Origin of the sequence: Polaribacter porphyrae (assembly GCF_002954685.1) — a bacterium.
GTDB lineage: Bacteria > Bacteroidota > Bacteroidia > Flavobacteriales > Flavobacteriaceae > Polaribacter > Polaribacter porphyrae.
Map to the genome: position 1 here is coordinate 2633924 of NZ_MSCN01000001.1, position 18263 is coordinate 2652186.

The following is an 18263-nucleotide window of genomic DNA, read 5'->3' on the forward strand; positions in this document are numbered from 1 at the left end:
ACGTGTTAAATTAAAATTTAACTTGTTTTAGAACTTGTTCTACCCATATATTCTAAAGGTGTAGTTCCTTTAAGCTCTTTAAATAATTTATTAAAATGAGAATAGCTTGTAAATCCAACAGCATCCATAGCTTCTTGAATTCTATCACAACCATTATCCATCATATGCACAACATAATTAATTTTTATTGAGTTTATAAAACTTTTAGTAGTTTTACCTGTTAGGCTTTTTAATTTTCTATGAAGTTGCATTCTACTTAAACCAACCGATTTAGAAAGTTCTTCGGTGGTAAAATTATTATTTGTGAAATTTTCTTCAATTAAGTTTTTTAATTTTAGAATTAATTTTTGATCAAAAGAGGTGTATTCTTGTGTATTTGGTAAAATATTTATCTCTTTAAACAGGTACTGTTTAAATTTTTGTTGAGTTTCTAGAATGTTTTCGATTTTTTGAATTAATTCTTTTATTTTGAATGGTTTGGGAATATAGTCCCAAGCACCAGCTTCTAATCCTTGATTTCTAAATTCATCATCTGTTTTTGCAGTTAATAATAATGTAGGGATGTGAGAAGTAGAAGTATTCTCTCTTAATTGTTTACACATAGTTACCCCATCCATTTCTGGCATCATAACATCAGAAATAATAAGGTTTGGTTTTTCATTTTTTGCAATTTCTAGACCTACTTTACCATTTTTTGCTTCAATAATTTTATATTCTTTTTGAAGATTAGTTCTTATGTAGGTCCTTAAATCGTAATCATCTTCAACAATTAAGATTAACTCGTCATTATTTGGTTTTTGAATTTGCTTAACTTCAATATTCTCATAATTCTTAATTTTATGAATTTCAATTCTCTTTTTACCGTGAAATTCTATATCGGTATACTTTTCCCTTTCCACGGGTATAAGAATTATGAACTCTGTTCCACCTAAACTACTATCTGCTGCAATAATCTCTCCTCTATGAGCTTTAATTAGATTGTAACTTAAATGTAAACCTACCCCAGAAGAATGTCTGTCTTTCCCATGAAAATATCTTTTGAAAATTTCTTTTTTATTTATGTCTGATATTCCTACACCACTATCTTTTACAATAATATTTGCATATCTTTCATTTTGTTTCCAAATTATTTTTACTTCAATTTCTATTTTACCATTTTTAGGTGTGTATCTGAAAGCATTGGAGAGTAAATTATAGACTACTTTTTCAATGATATCTTTATCAAAGAAACAATCTTTACTATTAGAACTTACAAAATTAAATTCTATATTAGAATTTTTAGCTTGCCACATGAAATTCTCATAAATTTCAGAAACAAATTTTGTTAGATTTCCTTCAGAAACATTAAGAATATTTTTATTGGCATTTAATTTTCTAAAATCTAAAAGTTGATTGACTAAATGCATTAATCGCTGTGTATTTCTTAAAATGATATTATAATTAAACTTAAAGTTATCTAAAGTTATATCTTTATAGTTAATGTCTTGTAAGGGTCCTATAATTAAAGAAAGAGGTGTTTTAAATTCGTGTGCTACATCAGTAAAAAATATGAGTTTTAACTCATTGATATCCTTTTCTTTTTCTATTATTAATTTATTTAGATTTAGTTCGTTTTTTAACTTTTGTTTTTTAGACCAGAAAAATAAAATAATATACAATAAAGAGCAGATTGCAATGAAATAGAACATATATGCATACCATGCGAGCCAGGGGGCTGGTGAGATTTCAAATGAGATTTCTTTTGTTGAGGAATTCCAGTTGCCATTAGCATCTAATAATTGTACTTTTAAAATATAATCTCCAGCATCTAGATTTGAGTAATTAGCATATTTATAAGAATAATCAGTATAATTCCAACTGCTATCATATCCTTCTAACTTATATCTATATTTATCAGTGGTGCTATTGGTAAAGTTGTTGGAAGTAAATTCAATTAAGAAATTGTTCTGTTTGTGGCTCAAAGAGATTTTTTTCGCTTTATTGATGCTTTTTCTCAACGGAATGGAACCAAGAAAATTTTGATTTGGAGATATAGACGTATTATAAATTTGAAAATCTGTAAAATTAACCTGATATTTCTTTTCTTTTGTGATTGGAAATTTGTAATTTAAAGTATTGATTCCTTTAAAAGTACCTATATACAAAAGGCTATCTTTAATAAATAAGGCTTTCGTCAAAAAGCTAGAGTTTAGACCATCATTATAGGTGTATATTCTATCTTCATTCTTTTTATAGTTGTAATTTATTAAGCTGGTAGAACTGGTAAGCCATAGAGAACCGTCTAAATCTTGAATAACTCCCATATTCTTTTTATTCCTTAAACTTTCATTATCAATAACTCTAAACTCCTTTTTATCTTTTGGCAAATAAAGTAAACCTAAATCTGTAGTAACCCATAATTCACCTTCAGAACCTTTTAAAATTCCCCAAATATTATTATTCGGTATTTTATAGTTATTATTAAACTCACTGTTATATTCTTCTATAGATATAAAACGTCCTTCTGAATCTAAATTCATTTTAAATAACCCATATGAAATTGTTCCAATCCATAAACAATTTAAAGATTTATCAAACAATAAAGTAAAAAGTCGTTTTCCTTTTAATACATCTAATTGTGGGTAAATATCATTTGCCCAATTAAAAATATTTTCTTTTTCAATAATAAGGCCATTATAATTTCCATAATAAGTGTTACCATATATATCTTCTGCAATAACGGATGCATTTTTATCTAAATAGTTATTCCTTTCTGTTTTAAAATTTTTCTTGGAAAAACTATTTTTTTCCTTATCGTGTAAAATATACAATCCTTTATCTGTAGAAATGTAAACAGTGTTTTTAATTTCCTTTAATGTATAGGGAGTAATATTTTTACCCAGATCTATATATTCTGTAACTTGTGTTTTTAAATTATAACGATAAGCATTTTCATCTTGTATTATAAAATAGATATAATCACCTACATTAATCATATTTCTAATAATAGGTAATTGTTTACTATTTTTTATATTGTTTAGCTCTATTGCATTGATGTTTTTCTTATTTAAATTTGAGTAACTCAATCCAAATCTATTTGCAATCCATAGTGTGTTTTTAGAATCACAATGTATAAATGTTATACCACTATTAAATAAATTTCTAGGTTTTTCCTCTGTGTTTTTATACTGTTTTTTTACGTCTAGATTTTTATAATCTACTTGAAGAAGTCCTCTGTTCAAGGTTCCAATCCATATGTCCTTATTTTTAGAAACATTGATTGTTTTAAATTTAAAATCTTGTTTGGTATTAAAATTACGAACAACATAATCCCCTCCCATTGGTGAAGCAATCTTTATTTTAAACTCGTATAATGCCCATAGTCTTCCGTGTTTATCGACTATAAGATCTTCAAAATTGTAACTTCCTAAACTTTTTATGTATTCGTACGTATTTTCTTTTTTCTTCCATACACCAGATGAAGTAGCGACATATAAAATGTTATTACTAAAAACTATTTTTTCAATTGAAATTCCATTTAAAGGACCTTGTAAAACTTCACTTGTTATTTTATTTTCAATATCCTTTATTTTAAGTAATCCTTTTCTAGTACCAATGATAATATTATTGGAATTTTCTTGATAGATACTTGTTATAGATTTATAATTAGAAGGTGTTTTAACTCTGTAAAACATTTGTTCTTCTTTTGAAAAGTAATTTAATCCATTGCCTTCTGTACCTATCCAAATTCTATTTTTATTGTCTTCAAATAAATAAGTTATTCTATTTCCAGATAAGCTATTTTCAACATTATACTCTGTGTAAAACTTAGTAACATTATTTCCATCATATCTATTTAGACCGTCATCGGTTCCAATCCAAAGAAAACCGTCTGAATCTCTAATTAGACAACTTACATCGCTTTTAGTTAATTGATTATTAATATTTAGAGAATTAAAATATAATTCTTGACCATAATTTGTTAATGTGGTTAAAAAAAATATGTAAAATAAATTTTTAAAATTTATTAGAATGTTTTCTATTAGAATGTTGAAAAATTTAAACACTGCTTATTTGTCGTTTTAATTGATTTTTAACTTAAAGACTATAAATATTAAAGTAAATATAAAAGATTAGATTATCTTATTATGAATTGAAAACCTTTAAAAAATCTAATTTGTTACAATTCATATAGTTTATGTTACATCAAGTGTTACTCAACATTTGAAGTCATTAGTATCTTTGACATTAAATTTTGTAAAGTTCGTTTTCAAATGAATATTAGAGATTATACATACATATGTTAAAAGGTAGAAATATATTGTTAGTATTTTGTTTTATGACTTACTATGGTCTTGAAGCACAAATTAATCATTCTTTACTTAAATCTGTCGAGATTTTTCCAGATGATAATACTGAAAAGCTAAAAAATATTAATGATGGAATTATCGATAGTAATATATGGGAATCTAAGCGTAAAAATTCTAATTATTCTTTTGTTATTAACTTTTCCGCAGATTTTGTAATTGGTGGATCCCATATTTATCTTCCTGTTAACAAGAGTGTTGATTTTGAAAAAGTATCATTTCAATATTATGAGAAAGGGGAATGGAGTAATTTTGAAGGAGGGACTGCTTTCTTAAAATCTTCAAACCTTTTAAGCATTGTTTTTAGTAAAACAGCAAGTACTTCTAAAATAAAAATAAATTTTACAAATGCTTCTAATTTAGCGATATCTGAAATAACTGTTTGGGGAACTAAAGTGCCTGATTTATGGTATGGAGTATCAAAGGGCAATGAAAAGTTTATTCCTAAAAGGCATTGGGTTTGTGTTAATCAAGTTGCACATAACATAAACGCACCCAAAAGATTTACAGTACCAACTGCCAATGCAGATTTAGTATATTATGTAGTTGAAAAAGAATCAGATAAAGTTCTTTTTAAAGGAACACTGAAAAATAAAATAGGAGATTTTACTAAATTCAAGCCAAAAACTAACAGCTTTTCCAAAGAATATTTCATAAGAGTCAAAGATTCAATTTTTGGAGATTCAGATTCATATCCTTTTCTAGTTGCAGAAGAAGCTATTCAAAAAACAGCATATCAATCTGCTGTAGATTTTATGAATGATGCACGTAGTATGGTCGGCACACATCCTTCAGCTTATGGTGGATGTCCTTGGAGAGATGGAGCATATTATACTTTTGAGGTGCCCTCTATGGTTATGATGTATTTATCTAATCCAGAAGTTTTCGAAAAGATGAAAGTTTCTATTAACTATAATAAAGAAAAAGAAAAGATTCTTTCAAGTAGTTTTAACCCAACAAAAGAACCAAGTGATAAGAAAGCTTTGTCTATTATACAATCATACTATTCAGAACTTGAAAACCCTAAAGATTTAAAGGCTCCAGATATTATACAAATGATACGTTTTGGTATTGGTTGGTATTTATTAGACCCGAATACAAAAGATCCTTCTGGAGATGAATTAGGTTGGCAAATCCACAATCAAACTGTTGAGCAATTTGCATTTTTCTTGTATGGATATCCCGCCTATCAAAAGTACATATCTCATAGTTTTTACAACAAAGTATTACAGAAAACATTAAAACTTTGGGATGAAACAGGTTTGTTCAAGGTTATTACTAAAATAGGTACTCCTAAAGGAAGGCATTGCTTAGGGCACTCCATTTTACCAAATTTATTAATGTATGAAGTAGCTAAAAGAGAAAATTTATCTACCGCTAATTTATTTTTAGAAGCAGCATACAATCAAACAAAATGGGTTATAGAAAATGTTGATTGGAAAGATCCAAAGTATACAAAAGGTCAACGTATAAGTGAGCCAAGACTAATTACTGGATTATCTCATTTTCAAAAAAATTACCCCGAGTTTGCCCCTAAAGGTCTTTTAAAAAAGATTAATGCTTGGTCTAAAGAGGTTATTCGTCTATCAGAAAATGAATGGGATTTTAGAAGGTATGATTTAAATAAAAACTGGACATTACCTTCATTTAATGAAGCAGGAAACGTTATAGGTTTTCCAGCTTGTGCTTTATCTGTTGCTATGGTTACAAAAGATAAGCAAATAAAAGATAGGTTGGTTCAAATTGCATATGCACATATAGATAATTTTAATGGAAGAAATCCGACGAAAGACCATTGTGCCAATAACCCAGAAAAGGGTTTTATTGGTGTTGATTCTGGTTGGAAATATGGAGATCCAAGACATGATGTGTGCGCTAGATTAGAAACTGTACGAGGAGCTTTATGCTCCTTACCTGGAACTGAAATGTATCCTTTTAACCCATTAGGAAAACCAAGACATGGAGAAGGTTGGACTGTATATAATTCAAACTGGAACTTAACATTAGCCTATTTAAATTTTTATGAAGGTATAAGTTCTATTGAAATTTTAAAAAAGATACCTAACAATTAATTGAGTTTAAAGATGAGGAGTGTATTTATTTTTCTTGTGTTAACATTTATTTCTTTGGTTACAATGGCACAAATTAAAGTAGCTGATTTTGGGGCTATACCTAATGATGGTAAAGATGATTTGAAGGCAATTAAAAATGCTGTAAAAGCTTTGAGTAAAGAAAAAAATAAGATATTGATTTTTGAGGAAGGTACTTATGATTTATTCTTTGATGAAGAGGGCAAAGAAAGAGGTATACGCATCTATGATCAAAATAATGTTACTTTTTTAGGTAAGAATGATAAAGACAATAATCCTTTAACAACACTACTTCGTCATCACAAAGTAAAAAATAATGTTTGGGGTAAAACTATATTAGAAGTTGTAAGATGTGATAATTTTAAGTTAAAAAATTTCATTTTTGACAACTTTCCAAGAAATACAAGTGCTGGAAAAATAATTGAAAATAATGGAAATTCTATTGTTGTAAAAGTTTTTGAAGGAAACCCTATAATAGCAAATACTAGAGCCTATTGTGCAAATACTTGGAACTTAGAAAACAAAACTTTATTGCCTGTAGAAAGTATTACTTATGGTGGAGATGTTTCGAGTAGTCCTGATGAACATACCTGGCATATAAAAAATAAGAAAAAGAGATTGATGGAACTTAAATCTTCAAAAATTGCTTCTAAGGTAAAAAAGGGAGAAGCTATAAGCTGGCATTTTGGTTACAGTGGAATTCAAGTTTCCTATAAATATTGTGATAACTTAAATGTAGAAAATGTGACTACATATAACGCTATTGGCTTTTGTATGGAAGCTAGAGGTTGTGGTAATATTTATTCAAAAAATGTTCGTTTCAAAGCACCTGATAATCAATTAGCAGTCGGTTCTAGAGATGCATGGAAAATTTATGCTTCAAATGGAAATGTTGTAATGGATAATTTATATGTAGAAGGTGTAAGATGGGATGGTCAAAATGTTCATGGTTCCTTCGCTTTTGTTCATGAAATAATAGATGATAGAACTATTTGGTTTAAAAAGAAATATAAAGCATTGTTAAGTATAAGAAAAGGTAGTATTATAACACTTTCCAAAGATAATCATCAAAAAGAAAGCTTAACAGTAGAGAGCTTCGAAAAAAAAGAAGTAGATGGTAATTTTGCGGGATTTCAAGTAACTTTTAAAGAAAAAATTCCATCTTTTGTAAATAAAGAAACCCTAGGTATGGTGATGGATTGGAATACAAGGTCTTACACTCTAAAAAATTCAACATTCAAGAATATTGCTGGATCAGCAAGCATACTTAGAAATTCAAATTCATTGATACACAATAACACTTTTTCAAATATCATGTATCCATTAACCATAGGTGGAACGATAGGTGAAGGTGAGGGTGTTATACCCAATAATGTTACTATTTCTAACAATAAATTTACAAGTTCAGGTTGGGTTTCTAGGCATACAAAAAAGGGAGCTATAGTTTTAAGTAATTGGAAATCATCTGAATATGAGCTTTCTCCATTTATGAAAAATATAAGAATAACCGACAATGAAATTATAAATGGAGAGATTGGAATTAATGTTAATGATGCAGATGGCGTTTACATATTTAAAAACAAGTTTGAGAATACTGAAAGAAAAATAGTTATTGGAAATGCTATAAATATAAAGAGTGATGAAATTCTTCCAAAGATTGATAAATAAATTTTTGTAACTTAATTAAAACATAAACAAATGAACATTTTTTTTAGAAATACGATTCAAAATATTACAACCTTCGTTTTAGTTTTATCTGTAAATATAACTGTTGCACAAACCAAATTAATGGCCACATCCTCTGGTTTTACGAAAGAAAATGCTAGGGTTGATGGAGGAAAAAACGGCTCCTATAATTACAAAACACTTCCTATAGCTAGAGCATCTTGGAATGGGGACAAACAGGAAGGTAAAAAGTTGTATTTTAATTTTGATTTGACAAATGCTAAAACAATAGATTTTAAAGAAGCTCATGTAAATTTCACTTTTGCTAAAATAGATAACGAAGGAAATAACGAAGGTTTTTCTATTATATTGAAAGCATTTACTGAGAAAACCGAAGAATTACCTTTGCAACCGAATCATGGCAATTTTGATTTTACAAAAGGATATTCAGAAACTGTAATCTCAGAAAAAAAATTTTATGGTTCTGGTGACTATCCTAAAAAGAATAGTGTTTTGACATTTAATATTTCAACATTTTTAACTGAAGCCTTAAATGAAAATAAAGAAAAAGTTTTATTCGAATTATCAATTAGAGATAGAGTAAAAGACAAGTTTTTTATCGGAAACATTGCTTCACACTTAAATTACAAAAAATCAATCAAACCTAATATTACAATTAAATAACTTCTTAATCAATAATAAAAAGCAATATTAGTAATCAAATAAAATCTTTTAGATGATTACTAATTTTAAAATTAATAAACTAAAATTTAAAATTATGAATAAAAAAACTACATTCAAAATCACTGCATTATTCCTATTTCTTTTAGGTAGCGTCTATAGCCAAGTAACAATTAATGCTACATCTTCTGGATTTACAAGAGAAAATTCTACTGTAGATGGTGCTTCTAACGGGTCTTTTACTTTTCAAAATTTACCTATTAAAAGACCTTCATTTGCAGGAACAGGCACAGATGGTAGAAAAAACTACTTCAATTTTGATTATAATTCTATAGCTAATGAATCGATAACTGATGCTAGTTTTAATGTGACTTTTAGTTCAATTTCTAATGCAGGTAACGATGGAGGGTTTACTCTTATTTTGAAAGCCTATATTGAAGATTCAAGTTCTTTACCGTTAGAACCCAATATGAATCCTTACGATTTTACTGGATATACAGAGTACACAATAACAGAGAAAGTATTTAATGGTGGTGGAGATTATCCTACTGCTGGTACTATTTTGAAATTTGATGTTCGTCAATTTTTAATTGATAGATTAGCGGAGACCTCACCAAAAACAAAGGTTTTATTTGAATTATCAATAAAATCAAAAATAACAGATAATACATTTTTTGGAAATATTGCTTCAAGTTTGAATTCTGATACCACTTTGAGACCTCAATTAGTATTTCAAGGTCCTGCTCTCTCAATAAATAAATTCACAAAAGAATCTTTTAAGATTACACATAACAGAAATCTACTTAATATTTCTTTTAATGAAAATGATGTTAACTTTAAATTAATGAATATAAATGGACAAGTTATAGGTATTAAAAATCATTCCAATTCTTCAGTTACATTTAATACAGAAGGTTTAAGTAATGGGATTTACATAGTTTCAGCCTCTAATAAATCATCATTTTACTCATTCAAAATTGCTGTGGGTTTATAGATATATTAAGTATCTTAATCTTGAAGAGACCAACAATTTGTACTCCCTTAATTGTATTGAAATATGTTACAAATTTTTCAAATGCTAAGTAAGTGCTATCCACGTAATACTAATTATAAAGAAGACTATCGTTGTCAGTATAATTTCAATCCTATAAATATTGTGGATTTATGATATGAAAGGACTTATTTATTAATCAGGCAGTTACCATATTGAGAGAAAATAATAAGGAATGGATTTTACAGGAAAAGAAGCTAGACGTTACTTTTCCTAAAATATAGGGATTTAAACATTAGATCGAAAAATGCGTACCACTCTAGAAATCCTATTCATAAAATTCTTCTCTTTATAAAATCACTAATGAATATGTAATATATAATTTGTATAAGAAACCCTGTTGTCTAGAAAACTGTAGGCAGGCGAATCAAATCGATTAACTAAAAAATTATTAAGACTAGGGTCAAATTGAAATATTTGGGAACAATGGATTTTTTCTTAAACAGAACAATTCACCTTTTCTACCAAACATTATAATATTAAATTGTTTTATAGATGGGTAAGTTAAATTAGTATCTATGTAATTCGATGAACTATCAAGAATATGATAATAGACTAAAATACATTTAAAACCAAACAAAAAATATGGGTTCAATAGACATTGGCGTAATTTTTATTTTCACTTTATTAGTTTTTATCTGTGGCATGAGCTTTTCGAAAGCAGGAAAAAACATGAAATCATATTTTGCTGCTGGTGGGGCTTTACCTTGGTGGATGAGTGGTTTATCTCTCTTTATGAGTTTCTTTTCTGCTGGTACTTTTGTAGTTTGGGGCTCCATTGCCTATTCAACAGGTTGGGTTGCAGTAACCATACAGTGGACAATGTGTATTGCAGGCATTATTATTGGTTTTTTCATTGCTCCAAAATGGCAACAAACCAAAGCAATTACTGCCGCTGAATATATTTCGGAACGCCTAGGAAAAACTACTCAAAAAACATACACCTATTTGTTTTTATTCATTTCAATTTTCACGACAGGAGCATTTTTATACCCAGTAGCTAAAATTGTTGAAGTTTCTACAGGAATTCCAATTACTACAAGTGTAATTGTTCTTGGAGTTTTAATTTTAATATACACTGCTGTTGGTGGTTTATGGGCAGTAATTGTTACAGATGTGTTACAATTTATTGTACTAACTGCCGCAGTTTTAATTGTAGTACCATTGTCTTTTGATAAAATTGGTGGTATAAACGAATTTGTAGCACAAGCCCCCGAAAAGTTTTTTGAATTTACAAATTCTGAATACTCTTGGGTGTTTATGATAGCTTTTGGGCTATACAATCTATTTTTTATTGCAGGAAACTGGGCATATGTGCAACGTTACACAAGTGTTGCAACACCAAAAGATGCTAAAAAAGTAGGTTGGTTATTTGGAGCTTTATATACCATCAGTCCAATTATTTGGATGGTTCCTCCAATGATTTATCGTGTGCTAAATCCAGAGTTAGGCGAATTAGCAGATGAAGGTGCTTATTTATTAATGTGTAAAGAAGTATTGCCCATTGGAATGTTAGGATTGATGTTAGGTGGAATGGTATTTGCAACTTCTAGCTCCGTAAATACAACATTAAATATATCAGCAGGTGTATTAACCAATGATATCTATAAAAATTTATTTCCAAACACAACAGACAAAGGTTTAGTAAAAGTAGCAAGAATTGCTACAATAGCTTTAGGTATTTTAACGATTATTATCGCCTTATTAGTTCCTCTCTTTGGAGGAATTGTAGAAGTAGTAATGAGTTTAGCAGCATTAACTGGTGGAGCTATGTTTCTACCTCCTTTGTGGTCGTTGTTTTCAAAACGCCAAACAGGAAAGACAATTTTAACAACTACTTTTATTTCTTTAACAATCAATGCGTTTTTTAAGTTTTTTGCACCAGATTTAATCGGAGTTACTTTAGAAAGAGCCATGGAAATGGTTGTGGGTATGGGAACACCAATTCTAATTTTAGCAGCCATTGAAATTTATCTTGCCCAAACAAAAAGTAGTACATCAGCTTACGATGATTATGAAGTAATTAGAAAACAAAAAGAAGTGGATGCCAAAGCTGAAGAGGACGATTCTGATAATAGTAATAACAAAGGTACCAGAGTTATTGGTATTGGTGTTGTGGCTACAGGACTTTTAATTGTACTGTTATCTTTTATAGGAGAATATGCAAATTTTTTAGTAGGCGGTATAGGAAGTGCAGTAATGCTTCTGGGTGCTTATATAATTTACAAAACAAAACAATAACATTTTTGTCAAGGATTTATGATTCAAGAAACATTTAACAAAACAGTTAGAGAAAGTAAAACAGTAGTAGTAAATGCTGATTTTGTGATTGTTGGTGGTGGAACAGCTGGTGTTTGTGCAGCAGTAACAGCCGCTAGGAAAGGAATTAAAACAGTTTTAGTGCAAGATCGACCCGTTTTAGGAGGAAACTCGTCTTCTGAAGTACGTTTATGGATTTTAGGGGCAACTTCTCACATGGGAAACAACAACCGTTGGTCTCGTGAAGGCGGTGTTATGGATGAAATTTTAGTTGAAAATTTATACAGAAACCGAGAAGGAAATGCTGTTATTTTTGATACAGTATTGTTAGAAAAAGTAATGAACGAAGAAAATATTACTTTATTATTAAATACTTCTGTTTACGATGTTGTAAAATCTTCAAATACTAAAATTGAAGCAGTAAAAGCATTCAATCCACAAAATTCAACAGAATATGTATTAAACGCACCTCTATTTAGTGATGCTTCTGGTGATGGAATTGTAGCCTTTAAAGCAGGCGCGAGTTTCAGAATGGGTGCAGAGTCTAGAGACGAATTTGGTGAGTTATTTGCGCCAGATAAATCCTATGGAGAATTGTTGGGGCACTCAATGTATTTCTATAGTAAGCAAACTGATAAACCTGTAAAATATATTCCACCTGCATTTGCATTGAAGGATATCAAAGCAATACCAAGGTATAAGGCTATTGGTAAAGACGATAAAGGGTGTCGTTTTTGGTGGTTTGAATATGGAGGAAGACACGATACCATTCACGATACAGAACACATCAAATACGAACTTTGGAAAGTAATCTATGGAGTTTGGGATTACATCAAAAATTCAGGTGAGTTTGAAGATGTTGAAAATATGACTTTAGAATGGGTGGGAACTGTTCCAGGAAAGCGCGAAAGCCGTCGTTTTGAAGGTTTGTATATGATGAAGCAACAAGACATTATCGAGCAAAGACAATTTGATGATGCTATCGCATTTGGTGGTTGGGCAATCGACTTGCACCCAGCAGATGGTGTGTATAGTGAATTATCGGCATGTACACAGTGGCATTCTAAAGGTGTTTACGATATCCCTTACCGTTCTTTTGTAAGTAAAGACATCGACAATTTATTTTTAGCAGGACGAATTATTAGTGCAACTCACGTAGCATTCGGTTCTACTCGTGTAATGGCAACTACAGGATTTTGTGCACAAGCCGTTGGTATGGCAGCAGCACTGTGTACAGAATATAACATCAAACCAGCTGAGATTTTAGAAAACGGACGTATTACTGAACTTCAAAACGAATTGAATATCGTTGGGCAAAGTATTCCTAATGTGCCAATTAAAAAAGCAACTAATTTAGTCAGTAGTGCTACAATTGAAGCTTCTTCAACCTTAAAATTAGCTGAAATTCCTTCAGATGGAAATTGGTTTAACTTGTCTGTGTCAGCAGCACAATTATTACCTTTAAAAGCTAATGAAGCATATAACTTTAAAGTATCAGTTGATGCAAAAGAAAGTACAACGTTAACTGTAGAATTACGAACTTCAGAAAAATTAGAAAACTATTCTCCAGAAGTCATTCTAGAAACCAAAACCTTCAATTTAACAAAAGGGGAGCAGCTTTTAGATATTTCATTTTCTGAAACTTTGGAAAAAGATCAATATAGTTTTGTAACCTTTTTATCGAATGATAAGGTAAGTTTAAAAACAAGTACAAAACGATATACTGGAGTGTTATCTGTGTTTAATGGCGTAAATAAAGCAGTATCTAACAATGGAAAACAAACGCCACCAGATGGAATTGGCGTAGATACTTTTGAATTTTGGACACCACATCGCAGACCAGAAGGACAAAATATTGCATTACAAATTTCACCAGCTATCGAAGCTTTTAGTACCGAAAATATTGGTAATGGATATGTAAGACCTTTTGTTGCAACTAATGCATGGGTGTCTAGTTTAGAAGATGAGAATCCTCAGTTAAAGATTGAATGGGATACTCCTAAAACAGTTTCAAAAATAAAATTGTTTTTGGATCCAGATTATGACCATCCTTTAGAATCAACATTAATGGGCCATCCAGAAGAAGTGGCACCATTTACAATTCGTGATTACAAAATCAAAGATTTAGATGGTAATGTATTGTTTGAGGTTGCTGACAATTATCAAACTATCAATACGTTAAAGTTAGAAAAAGCAACATCGTTAAAAGGTTTGATAGTAGAAGCAAAACATCCATCTAGTAAAGTTCCAGCTTCTATTTTTGAAATTGTAGCTAATTAAATATTTAAGAATTTTCTGTAATAGATATGATAGGTCGTAATAAAAATATATTTATAATTCTTCTAGTATTATTTTTAGTAACCTCATGTACAGTAAAAACAATAAAAAATTCTTATCAAATAGCCTTTGAAGGGATTGAAGTAAAAATAACATCGGATAGGCAAAAGGGACTATTTTATGAAGTAAAAAAAAATAAACAAAGTATTATTGAAAAGTCTCAATTAGGCATCATTATAAATAATGATACATTAGGTAGAAATTCTAAAATAATAAATACAAAAGTTGATTTTGAAAATTTTGATTATACATTAAAATTCATTTCGAAAAAAATAACCTACAAAGCAAAAACGTTAAGAGTAAAATTAAAAGAAAAAAATAATTTTATATGGTATTTGCTAATTAACATTTCTAAAGATGGTATTGCTTACAGATATGAAGTACCAAATACAGGTTCAAAAACAATAAATGGCGAGCTTAGTTCTTTTAAGCTTCCTAGAAAAACTAAAGTTTGGTTTTTTGAAAGAGATAATAGTTGGAAACTTAAATCTCATGCTGGAACTTGGACTTCCGCTAATATTGAAAGCTTACCCCAAATATCCTCACAAGGATCAATTCAAGGATTAACAATTACATGTGAACTGCCAAATAACAGTTATATTTTGTTAGCTGAAGCCAATACGTTTAACTATAGCGCATTAAGATTAGAGTCTAAAAAAAACAATATCTTATCAGCTAATTTCTCAGAAGGCTCAAAAGGGTTTTCTATAAGAGGAAATATAAACTCCCCATGGCGTTGCGTTTTAATTTCTGAGACATTAAACGACTTAGTCAACAACACTATGGTTGCTTCATTAAATCCTAAACCAAATAAAAACCTTTTTAAAAACAGTTCTTGGATAAAACCAGGTGTGTCCGTTTGGAGATGGTGGGCTAGAGACACTGGTAATTATGAAGAAGAAAGGCAAATGATAGATGATGCTGTGTCTTTAAATACAGCTTATACAATGGTTGACAGTGGTTGGGAAAATTGGGATAATAAATGGGCTAAAGTCAAAGATTTGTGTAAGTATGCAACAAAAAATAATATAGGAGTATTTTTATGGAAGCATTCTAAAGAAATTAATATTGCCGAAGATAATTTCAAAATAATGAACTTATTTCTGGATAGCATTCAAAAAGTTGGTGCAAAAGGAATTAAAGTAGATTATATGAATGCTCACAGTAAAAATATAATTGAATTTGAAGAAAAACTTTTACAAGCTGCTGCAAAAAGAAAACTAATGGTAAACTTTCATGGGTGTCATCAAAGTTCTGGTGAATTCATAACGTATCCTAATGAAATAACTAGAGAAGGTATTAGAGGGGTTGAACTGAATTTAATGAAAGAAGGTCCAGTTTTAGCAAGTCATAATGCTGCACTTCCCTTCACCAGATTTGTTTGTGGTCCTGCAGATTATACACCTCTAGCATTTACAAGTCCAGGTAAAACAACTTGGGCACATCAATTAGCAACTACGATTTGCTTTTATTCACCATTTCAATGTATTGCAGAAAACACCTCATTCTTATTATCAAATAGAAAAATTGCACCAGCTCTAGATTTAATAAGAAATCTGCCAACAACTTGGGATGAGACTATAGTGTTGCCTAATAGTAAAATAGGCGAATTGGCTATAATAGCTAGAAGAAAGAAAAATGATTGGTTCATAGGTATTTTGAGTAGCGGTAAGCAAAAAAAGCTAACGTTAGATATTCCTTTTCTAGATGATATAAATTATGAATTAAATATTTTTTATGATGATATAGGAAACAAGGTGGAAATCGATAAAATTTTAGAGACTAAAATACATCCAAATCAAGCAAATTTATCTGTAGTACCATTCAAATATAAAAAAACTAATGATGTAGATAAAAGTCCTATAATAGAATTAGATATAAATGGAGGTGTGGTCTTATGGTACAAATACAAAAAAACTAAAATCTTATAGAATTTAAAAATGAAAGTTATAAACGATAAAATATATTATACAGCTATTAGGATTCAGTTTTCTCTAATATGTTGTTTTTGTTGTATTAATTTAAACAGCCAAAATTTTTTAAGATTTGAACAGGGTATTCATAGACCAAATTTAAATTGGTTAGGAACACTTGAAGAAGAAAAACAACTCATTGATAAAATGAACGAAATTGGGATTAAATCAATTAGATTAAATCCAACAGCATCACAATCTGTAGGTGATTTTATTGAGCATGTAAAATATGCAAATCAGTTGAATATAAAAGTAAATATGGTAATCTCTATCACAGCATTTCCAGAATTTTTTGTTAATGGTGCTACCAAAAGACCAGAAGTAGGTATTTGGGGTCCTAGATATAAGTTCAGTGATTTAGTCCCTGAAAACATTGGGAACTGGTGTGAGCAGGTTTTTAATCGGTTACAAAATGCTGGTGCAATTATAGAATTAGTTGAATTTGGAAACGAATCTAATTGGATAGATTTTAATGGAGATTTACCATACATAGAAGGAGGTAAATTTTATGATTATACAACTGACTGGAACGATTCATCTTTTATTAAAATAAGAGAAGGGATATTAAAATATGGTCAAGCCTTAAAGTTTGTTAAAGATAAAATCGACTTAGTTTGGGGTGAAAATGATGTACAATTAATAACAAATGGTGCTGTTGAGGGGTATCGTCTAACAGACTGGGCAATTACTAATGGAGGTAGTATTTTATCTACTGCTGTTATGCTTGATTTACTTAAAGGGGGTCACCCCCAACTACCAGCTGAAAGCGAAAACTATTTACAAAATGCTGATGGTATAGGAATTCATTTTTATCCGAAAGTTATAGAACTAGATATCGATATTGCAAAAAAAACTGTTGCAAATGAAATAAGAGATATTATGACTCCCATCATAAATGTTGTTTCGATAGAAACTCCTATATGGGTAACTGAGTGGAATTATAATAAAGGTCTTTTTCAAAACAATAGTGAAGAAGATAGGTATATAATGCTTAAAAACCTTTTAGAAATATGTCACGGACTTCCTTATAATTGGAAAAAATTTTATCTTTTTACCTTTGATAACAGTAGTCATAAAATTTATGAAAATGGCGCATTTTTACCAGCTTCTAAGATTTTTAATGATTATGTATATGATAAAGATGCTTGGAACTTGAATGATACTAATTATAAAATTCAAAATTCTTTTTCTTCTTTGTATTTAAGAGGATATAATCAAACTAATACAGATAATAATGATTCATATATAACTATTACCGATGATATTAATTTGTCTCATTTAAATTGGGTAGTTGAAAGAACTGATAATAATTCAGAAACTTATTACATAAAAAATGAAAATACCGAATTATACCTTCAAGGATCTAATCCAGCAAACTCAGTCTTAACACAAAATTCATTAGATAATTCATCATTATTCAAATGGTATATTATGCCAAGTACTTATAAAGGAGAATATCATATAAAAAATCTTTCTAGTGAAAATTTTATCTGGACAAATTCTACCTCAAGTAATACTCACCCTACACTTAGCAATTATCAAAATTCTTGGAATAGTATGAGGTGGAAGTTAAAAAGTAATAGCCCAACATTAGGTAATAGTAATTACTCTTTAGAACAAGATATAGTACTATTTCCTAATCCAAGTAAAGATGAAATAAATATTATCACTAAAAAAAATAGCGCACTATTAGTATCTATATATAACAGTATAGGGCGTCAAGTAAGCTCCCGAAATTTGTATACTACAAAAAGAAAAAGTAAAATTAATATTTCTAAGTGGCCAGCAGGTGTTTATTTTTTTAAGATTTCAATTAGTGATAAATCCATTATCAAAAAAGTGATAAAATTATAAACTGGAC

Annotated in this window: 9 protein-coding genes; 8 read left to right on the forward strand and 1 reads right to left on the reverse strand. The window is 29.5% G+C overall.

Features of this window, described 5'->3' with window-relative positions; all coding sequences use genetic code 11:
- Window positions 1-17 precede the first annotated feature (17 nt).
- Window positions 18-4046 (reverse strand): response regulator, encoded by a 4029-nt coding sequence (locus tag BTO18_RS11760; RefSeq protein WP_105016407.1) that lies wholly within the window; start codon window positions 4044-4046, stop codon window positions 18-20.
- Between the two features lie 272 nt (window positions 4047-4318).
- Here BTO18_RS11760 and BTO18_RS11765 point away from each other — a divergent pair, with 272 nt between their 5' ends.
- The 8 genes from BTO18_RS11765 to BTO18_RS11800 all read left to right on the forward strand — a co-directional run bounded on the left by BTO18_RS11765 (window position 4319) and on the right by BTO18_RS11800 (window position 18256).
- The gene (locus tag BTO18_RS11765; RefSeq protein WP_105016408.1) at window positions 4319-6418 is read left to right on the forward strand and encodes an early set domain-containing protein; all 2100 of its coding nucleotides are present in this window, start codon (window positions 4319-4321) and stop codon (window positions 6416-6418) included.
- A gap of 63 nt (window positions 6419-6481) precedes the next feature.
- Window positions 6482-8104: a hypothetical protein gene (locus tag BTO18_RS11770; protein ID WP_105016409.1), complete on the forward strand. Its 1623-nt coding sequence runs from the start codon at window positions 6482-6484 to the stop codon at window positions 8102-8104.
- Between the two features lie 30 nt (window positions 8105-8134).
- A complete protein-coding gene (locus BTO18_RS11775) occupies window positions 8135-8785 on the forward strand; it encodes a hypothetical protein (protein ID WP_105016410.1) in 651 nt (216 codons plus the stop codon).
- A gap of 94 nt (window positions 8786-8879) precedes the next feature.
- The gene (locus BTO18_RS11780) at window positions 8880-9776 is read left to right on the forward strand and encodes a T9SS type A sorting domain-containing protein (RefSeq protein WP_170063266.1); all 897 of its coding nucleotides are present in this window, start codon (window positions 8880-8882) and stop codon (window positions 9774-9776) included.
- Window positions 9777-10418: 642 nt separating this feature from the next.
- Window positions 10419-12074, forward strand: a complete 1656-nt coding sequence (locus BTO18_RS11785) for a sodium:solute symporter family protein (protein ID WP_105016412.1) — start codon at window positions 10419-10421, stop codon at window positions 12072-12074.
- Window positions 12075-12092: 18 nt separating this feature from the next.
- Entirely contained in the window at window positions 12093-14372 is a 2280-nt protein-coding gene (locus BTO18_RS11790) for an FAD-dependent oxidoreductase (protein ID WP_105016413.1), read from the forward strand.
- Window positions 14373-14398: 26 nt separating this feature from the next.
- Complete coding sequence (locus BTO18_RS11795) at window positions 14399-16360, forward strand: glycoside hydrolase family 97 protein (protein WP_105016414.1); 1962 nt, start codon at window positions 14399-14401, stop codon at window positions 16358-16360.
- A 9-nt stretch (window positions 16361-16369) separates the two neighbouring features.
- Complete coding sequence (locus tag BTO18_RS11800; RefSeq protein ID WP_105016415.1) at window positions 16370-18256, forward strand: T9SS type A sorting domain-containing protein; 1887 nt, start codon at window positions 16370-16372, stop codon at window positions 18254-18256.
- Window positions 18257-18263: the final 7 nt, after the last annotated feature.

What these genes read in the sequence shown, in the direction of transcription:
- BTO18_RS11765 (WP_105016408.1), top strand. Translation starts at nt 4,319, where the DNA reads ATGACTTACTATGGTCTTGAAGCACAAATTAATCATTCTTTACTTAAA.
- BTO18_RS11770 (WP_105016409.1), top strand. Translation starts at nt 6,482, where the DNA reads ATGGCACAAATTAAAGTAGCTGATTTTGGGGCTATACCTAATGATGGT.
- BTO18_RS11775 (WP_105016410.1), top strand. Translation starts at nt 8,135, where the DNA reads ATGAACATTTTTTTTAGAAATACGATTCAAAATATTACAACCTTCGTT.
- BTO18_RS11780 (WP_170063266.1), top strand. Translation starts at nt 8,880, where the DNA reads ATGAATAAAAAAACTACATTCAAAATCACTGCATTATTCCTATTTCTT.
- BTO18_RS11785 (WP_105016412.1), top strand. Translation starts at nt 10,419, where the DNA reads ATGGGTTCAATAGACATTGGCGTAATTTTTATTTTCACTTTATTAGTT.
- BTO18_RS11790 (WP_105016413.1), top strand. Translation starts at nt 12,093, where the DNA reads ATGATTCAAGAAACATTTAACAAAACAGTTAGAGAAAGTAAAACAGTA.
- BTO18_RS11795 (WP_105016414.1), top strand. Translation starts at nt 14,399, where the DNA reads ATGATAGGTCGTAATAAAAATATATTTATAATTCTTCTAGTATTATTT.
- BTO18_RS11800 (WP_105016415.1), top strand. Translation starts at nt 16,370, where the DNA reads ATGAAAGTTATAAACGATAAAATATATTATACAGCTATTAGGATTCAG.